We start from the raw sequence: 7,163 nt of genomic DNA, 5'->3' as shown, positions 1-7,163 counted from the left end.
GGCGGTGCCGCTGGTGGTCGTGCTCGGGCACGCCAAGTGCGGCGCGGTCTCGGCGGCCGCCGCCGGGCCTGCCGGCTTTGGCCTGCCCCGGGTACCCGTAAGGGCCCCATGTCAAATCGAGCCGGACCCGAGCGCTGAACTCACCGCCCCCGAACGTAGGACTCTCGCACCCTCAACGTAGGACTCACACGCTCCGAACGTAGGACTCTCGCGCTCTCAACGTTCGACACACGAGTCCTGAACGTTCGACACGCGCGTTCTGAACGTAGGACACGGGTGACGCGAACGTAGGACACGCCGAGGTCAGGTGTTTTGGGGGAAGCCCAGGTTCACGCCGCCGTGCGACGGGTCCAGCCACCGACCCGTCACCACCTTGGTCCGGGTGAAGAAGTGCACCCCCTCGGGCCCATAAGCGTGCGAGTCGCCGAACAGCGAGTCCTTCCACCCGCCGAACGAGTAGTACGCCACCGGCACCGGGATGGGCACGTTCACCCCGACCATCCCGACCTCGACCTCGTTCTGGAACCGCCGCGCCGCCCCGCCGTCGTTGGTGAAGATCGCCGTGCCGTTCCCGTACGGGTTCGCGTTCACCACCTCCAACGCGTCGTCGTACGTCCCCACCCGCAGCACCGACAGCACCGGCCCGAAGATCTCGTCCCGGTACAGCGCCATGTCCGTCCCCACGTGGTCGAACAACGTCGGCCCGAGCCAGAACCCCGCCGCGTCACCGTCGATCGCGTGCGACCGGCCGTCCACGACCAGCGACGCGCCCTCCGCCGCTCCACCATCCACATAGGACAACACCCGGTCCCGGTGCGCCCCCGTCACCAACGGCCCCATCTCGCAGCCGGGACGACGACCGTCACCGACGTGGAGGTCCCGCATCCGGTCCACGATCTTCGACACCAGTTCGTCGCCCACCGGGTCCACCGCGACCACGACCGAGATCGCCATGCACCGCTCCCCCGCCGAACCGAACCCGGCCGACACCGCCGCGTCCGCCGCCAGGTCCAGGTCGGCGTCGGGCAGCACGACCATGTGGTTCTTCGCGCCGCCCAACGCCTGCACGCGCTTGCCGTGCCGCGTGCCGGTCTCGTAGACGTACCGCGCGATCGGTGTCGAGCCCACGAACGACACCGCCTTCACGTCCGGGTGCTCCAGCACCCGGTCGACCGCGACCTTGTCGCCGTGCACCACGTTCAGCACGCCGTCGGGCAACCCGGCCTCGGCGAACAGCTCCGCGATGAAGTTCGCCGCCGAGGGGTCCTTCTCCGACGGCTTGAGCACCACCGCGTTGCCGCACGCGATCGCGTTGGGCACGAACCACAGCGGCACCATGGCCGGGAAGTTGAACGGCGAGATCACGCCGACCACGCCCAGCGGCTGCTGGATCGAGTACACGTCCACCCGCGTGGACGCGTTCTCGCTGAACCCGCCCTTGAGCAGGTGCGGGATGCCGCACGCGAACTCGACCGCCTCCAACGCGCGCTGCACCTCCCCCGCCGCGTCGGACAGCACCTTCCCGTGCTCGGCGGTGACGATCGCGGCCAGCTCGCCCTTGCGCGCGTTCAGCAGCTCCCGGAACGCGAACATCACGGTCGACCGCTGCGCCAGCGAGGCGTTGCGCCACGACGCGAACGCCTCCCGCGCGGCGGCCACCGCCTCGTCCACGGTGGCCTCGTCGGCGAAGTCCACCCGAGCGGCCACCCGCCCGGTCGCCGGGTCGTACACGTCCCCGGAACGCGCGCTCTCCCCGCTCCACGGCTTGCCGCCGATCCAGTGCCCGATCCGCTTCGGCCCGGCAGCGCCCACCGCGCCCACCGCGCCCCCGTCCACGACGCCCGCGCCCACCGCGCCCCCGCTCACCACGCCCGCGTCCACCGCGTCCCCGTCCACCGCGTCCCCGTTCACAGCACGTCCTCCAGGATGCCCAGCGCCTCTTCGACCTCGTCCTCGGTCAACGTCATGGGCGGCGCGAGGCGGATCACGTTCCCGTACAGGCCGCCCTTGCCCACCAGCAGCCCGCGCTCCCGCGTGCCCTCCAGCACCTCGACCGCCTTGGCCGCGTCCGGCGCGCCGTCCGGGCCGACCAGCTCGATGCCGACCATCAGCCCCTTGCCGCGCACGTCGCCCACCGCGGGCCGGTCCGCCGCGATGTCGCGCAGCCCGTCGATCAGCCGTTCGCCGAGCTTGGCCGCGTTGGCCTGGAGGTCGTGGTCGAGCAGGTAGTTCAACGTGGCCAGCGCGCCGGTGGTGGCCACCGGGTTGCCGCCGAACGTGGACAGCGAGTTGGCCGTGAGGCAGTCCATCAGGTCGCCCCGCGCGACCACCCCGCCGATGGCCAGGCCGTTGCCCAGGCCCTTGGCGAACGTCATCGCGTCCGGCGTCACGCCGTGCGCCTGGATGCCCCAGAAGTGCTCGCCGGTGCGGCCCCACCCGGTCTGCACCTCGTCGGAGATCAGCAGGATGCCGTACTCGTCCAGCACCTCCTTGAACGCGGCGAACAGCCCGTCCGGCGGCGAGGAGAACCCGCCGACGCCCTGGATCGGCTCGGCGATCAGGCACGCCACGTCGCCGGCGGTCGCCGTCTCGATCACCTCGCGCAGGTCCGCCACGCACGCCTTGACGTAGTCGGCGTCGGACAGGTCGCGGAACGGGCTGCGGTACCGGTAGCCGCCGTGCACCCAGCTCACCTTGACCGGGCTGAGCGAGGACGCCGACCAGCCCCGGTTGCCGGTGATGGCGACGGTGGCGAACGCGCGACCGTGGTAGGAGTTGCGCAGCGCGAGGACCTGGTCGCTGCGGCGGTACTGGGTGGCCAGCATGAGCGCCGTCTCGTTGGCCTCGGTGCCGGAGTTGGTGAAGAACACCTTCGCGTCCGGGATGCCGGACAGCTCGGCGATCTTCTCCGCCAGCTCGACCTGCGAGCGGATCAGGTAGAGCGTGGAGCTGTGCAGCACGCCGGTCGCGAGCTGGGACCGGATCGCGTCGGAGATCTCGGCCACGTCGTAGCCGACCGCGTTGGTCAGGATGCCGGCGAAGAAGTCCAGGTAGGTGCGGCCCTCGCGGTCGGTGACGCGGCGTCCGCTCGCGCTGGCCAGCTCGATCGGCTGCTCGTAGTAGAGGGCCATCCAGTGGGGCATCACCGCGCGGTGCCGGGCCAGCAGCTCCTCGTGTGCCATCGCGTCCTCCGGTCGTAGGTCCCTGAAGGAGGAGTGTGGTCGGCGGTGCCGGGGGCCGCCATGGACAACCTGTACCCCTTTCCGGCGTCGCGCATTACGTTGTGTCCATGTACCCCACGGTCGCCGAAGCGCTCGCCCTCCCCGTGGTCCGGCGCGGCGAGCCGGCCGTGGTCGCGGGCGCGGCCGGGATGGGTCGCCGGGTGCGGTGGGTGCACGCCGCCGAGGTCGCCGACATCGCGCACCTGCTGCGCGGGGGCGAGCTGGTGCTGACCACCGGCATCGCGCTGCCCGACGACCCCGACGGCCTGGCCCGCTACGTCGCCGACCTCGCCGCCGTGGGCGCGGCCGGCCTGGTCGTGGAGCTGGTGCGGCGGTGGAGCGACGAGGTGCCGGGCGCGCTGGTGGCCGCCGCCGAGCGGCACGAGCTGCCGTTGATCACGCTGGCCCGCGAGACCCGGTTCGTGTCCGTGACCGAGGCCGTGGTGTCGCTGATCGTGGACGCGCAGCTGGCCGAGCTGCGGGCGGCCGAGCAGGTGCACGAGGCGTTCACCGCGCTCACCGTGGCCGGCGCGGAGCCCGCCGAGGTGCTGCGCGAGGTGGCCCGGACGTCGGGGTTGCCGGTGGTGCTGGAGACGTTGGGGCACGAGGTGCTGGCCTACGACGCGGCGGGGCAGGACCCGACCGCGCTGCTCGCCGACTGGGGTCAGCGGTCGCGCGCGGTGGCCGTGTCCGAGCGCACGGCCTACGACGAGCGGGCCGGGTGGCTGGTGACGGTGGTCGGCGCGCGGGGCGCGGACTGGGGGCGGCTGGTGCTGGTGACGCCGGAAGCGCCGCCGCACCGGCACGTCGTGGTGGCCGAGCGGGCCGCGTCGGCGTTGGCCGTGCACCGGCTCGTGGCGCGGGACCGCGAGTCGCTGGAGCGGCAGACCCACCGGACGCTGCTCACCCAGCTGCTCGGGCAGCCGCCGCACGACCTGCCGGCGCGGGCGGCTGCGCTCGGCGTTCCGCTGGACCGGCGGCAGCTCGTCGGGGTGGCGATCCGGCCCGGCACCTCGACCGCGCCCGCGCAGGCGTTGGCGTCGCAGGAGGTGCTGCGGGACCTCGCCGAGGCAACGGCGCTGGCGGCCCGGCGGGTGACGGTGCCCGCGCTGGTCGGCGTGGTGGACGACACGAGCGTGCGGGCGCTGCTCTCCCTGCCGCCGCAGGCGGGGCTGGACGGCGTGCTGCGGCGGCTGGCCCGGGAGGTGCACCGCCGGGCGGCGGCGACGCAGCACGCGCTGCCCGTGGTGGTGGCCGTCGGCACGACCGTGACCGCGGTGCCGGAGGTGCGGCGGTCGTTGGGCGAGGCGGCGCACGTGGCGGGCGCGGCGCTGCGCTCCTCCGGCAGCCGGCTCTACCACCGGCTGGACGACGTGCGGTTGCGCGGGTTGCTGCACCTGCTGCGCGAGGACGAGCGGGTGCTGGCGTTCGCCGACCGCGAGCTGGGCCCGCTGCTGGCGCGAGACGCCAACCAGGGCACCCGGCTGGTGGAACTGCTGCGGAGCTTCTGCGAGCACGGCGGCAACAAGTCCGCCGCCGCAGCCGCCGCGCACCTCTCCCGGACCGCGTACTACCAGCAGTTGAGCCGGATCGAGCAGGTGCTCGGGGTGTCCCTGGAGGACCCGGAGTCGGTGCTCTCGCTGTACGTGGCGCTGCTGGTGCAGGAAATGGGCGAGCGGGACCCTCAGCTGCCCCGCCCGCCCACGACGCCGGCCTAGCCGAGCGGCAGCGGCAGCTTGCTCAGGTCGGAGAGGTCGGGCGCCTCGGCCGGGCCCGAGATGGGCGGGGCGAGCAGCGGCAGCTCCGGGGTGGCGGGCAGGGCGCGGGGCTGCCCGGCGAGCGCCTGGTCCAGCTGCGGCACGGCCGGGACGGCGGGCGCCTGCACCGCGGCGGGGGCCGCGACGTGCGGCACCTGGACGTCCGACGTGCCGCCCGGCAGCGGCGCGGGCAGCTTCACGGGCTGGCCGCCGAGCACGTCGGCGACGGGCTTGGCGGCGTCCGCGCCCACCTCGGGGGCGGTGCCGAGCTTGCCGTCCATGATGTCGGTGGGGGCCTCGCTGGCCGACGCGGCGGACGCGAGCAGCGGGGAGGTACCGACGGCGAGCAGGGCGGCGGCACGCAGGAGGCCGCGCGTGCGATTTCCGGACACGGTTTTCCTAACCTGGTTGGGGACCTGCACAGTTACCCCCTCCGCATCGACCAGGCCGCACCGGTTCCTTGACAACTCGATCGGGTGACTGACGCTCCGTGCCGCGCCCACTCGATCAGGTCAAACCGAAAGGGTGATCCCGGGGAGGGCCCCGCGGGTCCGGGTTCGGGGCTCCGGGAACCCGCGGGGCCGCCCGCCCCCGATGGCGGATCGTGGCGTCGCGAGCCCGTGTCGGGGAGACGGTGGAACGACACGGGCCCGCGACGGTCTTCACCCGGCGCTAGGGGTTCGTGACCCCGAGCGTGTAGGCGCCGGACCCGCTGTACGCGTGCACGCGGTAGCGGTAGTAGCCCGGTGTGCCGTTGTAGTTCACGGTCTCGCTCGCGGCAGGGCTGTCGCCCTTGGCCACCACGGCCCACGAGCTGCCGTTCCACTTCTCCAGGTACAGGTCGTAGTCGGCCCCGCCCGGACCGGCCAGGCAGCCGACGTGCGCGCCGGACACCGTGGACTGGTAGTAGCTGTTGTTGGGCTGGTACGCCTGCCCGCCCGCCGCCAGGGAGCCGGTGTAGGTGGTCTCCGCGTTCTGGCAGCCGGTCGGCGGGTCGGGGTTGCCGCCGCCGCCGGTGACCAGGGTGAGGCCGTAGGTCTGCAGGATCTCGTTGACCGGCTGGAAGTACGTGGTGCCGCCGGAGCGGCAGTTGCCGGAGCCGCCGGAGGTGACGCCCTGCGCCTGCGTGCCGGCCAGCAGCGAGCCGCCCGAGTCGCCGGGCTCGGCGCAGACCGTGGTCTGGATCAGGCCGGTGACCGTGCCCTGCGGGTAGGTCACCGAGGAGTTGCGGGCCTGGATGGTGCCGCAGTGCCAGCCGGTGGTCGACCCGGACCGGCACACCGTCGCGCCGACGGGCGCGTCCTGCGAGCCGGCGACCGAGACCGTGCCGCCGGAGTAGTTGTTGACCAGCCCGCGCGGCGTGTTGCCCGCCGCGACCTGGACCCACGCGTAGTCGTTGCCGGGGAAGCTGGACCCCCGGAACGTGCCGCTCGGGTTGGCGGTGGACGCGCCGGTCGAGCCGCAGTGCCCGGCGGTGACGAACCCGCCGTTGACGGAGAAGCCGACCGAGCACCGGGTGCCGCTGCCGATGGTGTAGGCGTTGCCGCCGATCACGTCGATCAGCGGGCGGGGCGCTTCGGTGGTCGTGACGTACCGGACGGCCGAGGCGGCGACGCCGGACGACGCGACGAAGGCCCGCGCGGCGGCCAGCCGGCCGGGCTGGGACTTGACCACGACGGTGTTGGTGGGCAGGTCGACGTACCAGCCGGGGACGGAGCGCGGCGCGGCGGCGACGTGCGCGTCCAGTGCCGCCTTGACCGCGTCCAGGTCGTTCTCGCTGCGCTGCACCAGCTTCGTGCGCACGCCGCCCTGGTCGGTGTCGGCGGCCCGGGTCACGCCCACGGTCAGCGTGCCGGAGGAGTCGATCCACGCGCCGCCGAACCGGCCGTCCAGGCGCTTGCGCAGGGCGTGCGCCGTGCCGGCGGAGCGCTCGTCGGCGGCGAGGCGGGCGCGGGCCTGGTCGGCGTCGAGCCCGAGGTCGCGCTGGAGCGCGGAGAGGATCTCGGCTTCCTGGCCGGCGGGCGCGGCCTGGGCGGTCGGGGCGGCCACCGTGGTCAGGGCGGTGGCCGCCACGAGCGCCGCGGTCAGCGCCAGTGGTCTCAAACGTGGTGACATGGGGAATTCTCCTCGAGGGAGGGCAGGGATTCCCCGTGAAAGCTAGGTCGGCGGGTCCGCTCGCGGTAAT

The 7,163-nt window shown here is 73.6% G+C and carries 5 protein-coding genes; 1 reads left to right on the top strand and 4 read right to left on the bottom strand.

Annotation, left to right across the window (positions count from 1 at the left end):
• Positions 1-303: 303 nt before the first annotated feature.
• Together ACWEFJ_RS10815 and ACWEFJ_RS10810 are read right to left on the bottom strand one after the other, a co-directional pair.
• Positions 304-1,812, bottom strand: coding sequence for a CoA-acylating methylmalonate-semialdehyde dehydrogenase (locus tag ACWEFJ_RS10815; protein WP_378085240.1), 1,509 nt, complete (start codon positions 1,810-1,812; stop codon positions 304-306).
• 95 nt (positions 1,813-1,907) lie between these two features.
• Positions 1,908-3,182, bottom strand: coding sequence for an aspartate aminotransferase family protein (locus ACWEFJ_RS10810; RefSeq protein ID WP_449713616.1), 1,275 nt, complete (start codon positions 3,180-3,182; stop codon positions 1,908-1,910).
• 107 nt (positions 3,183-3,289) lie between these two features.
• Between ACWEFJ_RS10810 and ACWEFJ_RS10805 the strand changes: the two genes are divergently transcribed.
• Entirely contained in the window at positions 3,290-4,939 is a 1,650-nt protein-coding gene (locus ACWEFJ_RS10805) for a PucR family transcriptional regulator (RefSeq protein WP_378085113.1), read from the top strand.
• Here the strand turns inward: ACWEFJ_RS10805 and ACWEFJ_RS10800 are convergent.
• On the bottom strand, positions 4,936-5,370 hold the full coding sequence (locus ACWEFJ_RS10800; RefSeq protein ID WP_449713615.1) for a hypothetical protein: 435 nt from the start codon (positions 5,368-5,370) through the stop codon (positions 4,936-4,938). The genes ACWEFJ_RS10805 and ACWEFJ_RS10800 overlap by 4 nt on opposite strands.
• A 280-nt stretch (positions 5,371-5,650) precedes the next feature.
• Positions 5,651-7,093 carry a S1 family peptidase gene (locus ACWEFJ_RS10795; protein ID WP_449713614.1) on the bottom strand — a complete coding sequence of 481 codons (1,443 nt, stop codon included), beginning with the start codon at positions 7,091-7,093 and terminating at the stop codon, positions 5,651-5,653.
• Positions 7,094-7,163: the final 70 nt, after the last annotated feature.

The sequence above is a fragment of the Actinosynnema sp. NPDC004786 genome (assembly GCF_053601135.1).
Note: the sequence above shows the minus strand (reverse complement) of the source record. Positions and strands in the feature narration are given on the sequence as shown.

Bases quoted from the DNA above. Each gene is read 5' to 3' on its own strand.
- ACWEFJ_RS10810 (WP_449713616.1), bottom strand. From the start codon at position 3,182: ATGGCACACGAGGAGCTGCTGGCCCGGCACCGCGCGGTGATGCCCCAC.
- ACWEFJ_RS10805 (WP_378085113.1), top strand. From the start codon at position 3,290: ATGTACCCCACGGTCGCCGAAGCGCTCGCCCTCCCCGTGGTCCGGCGC.
- ACWEFJ_RS10795 (WP_449713614.1), bottom strand. From the start codon at position 7,093: ATGTCACCACGTTTGAGACCACTGGCGCTGACCGCGGCGCTCGTGGCG.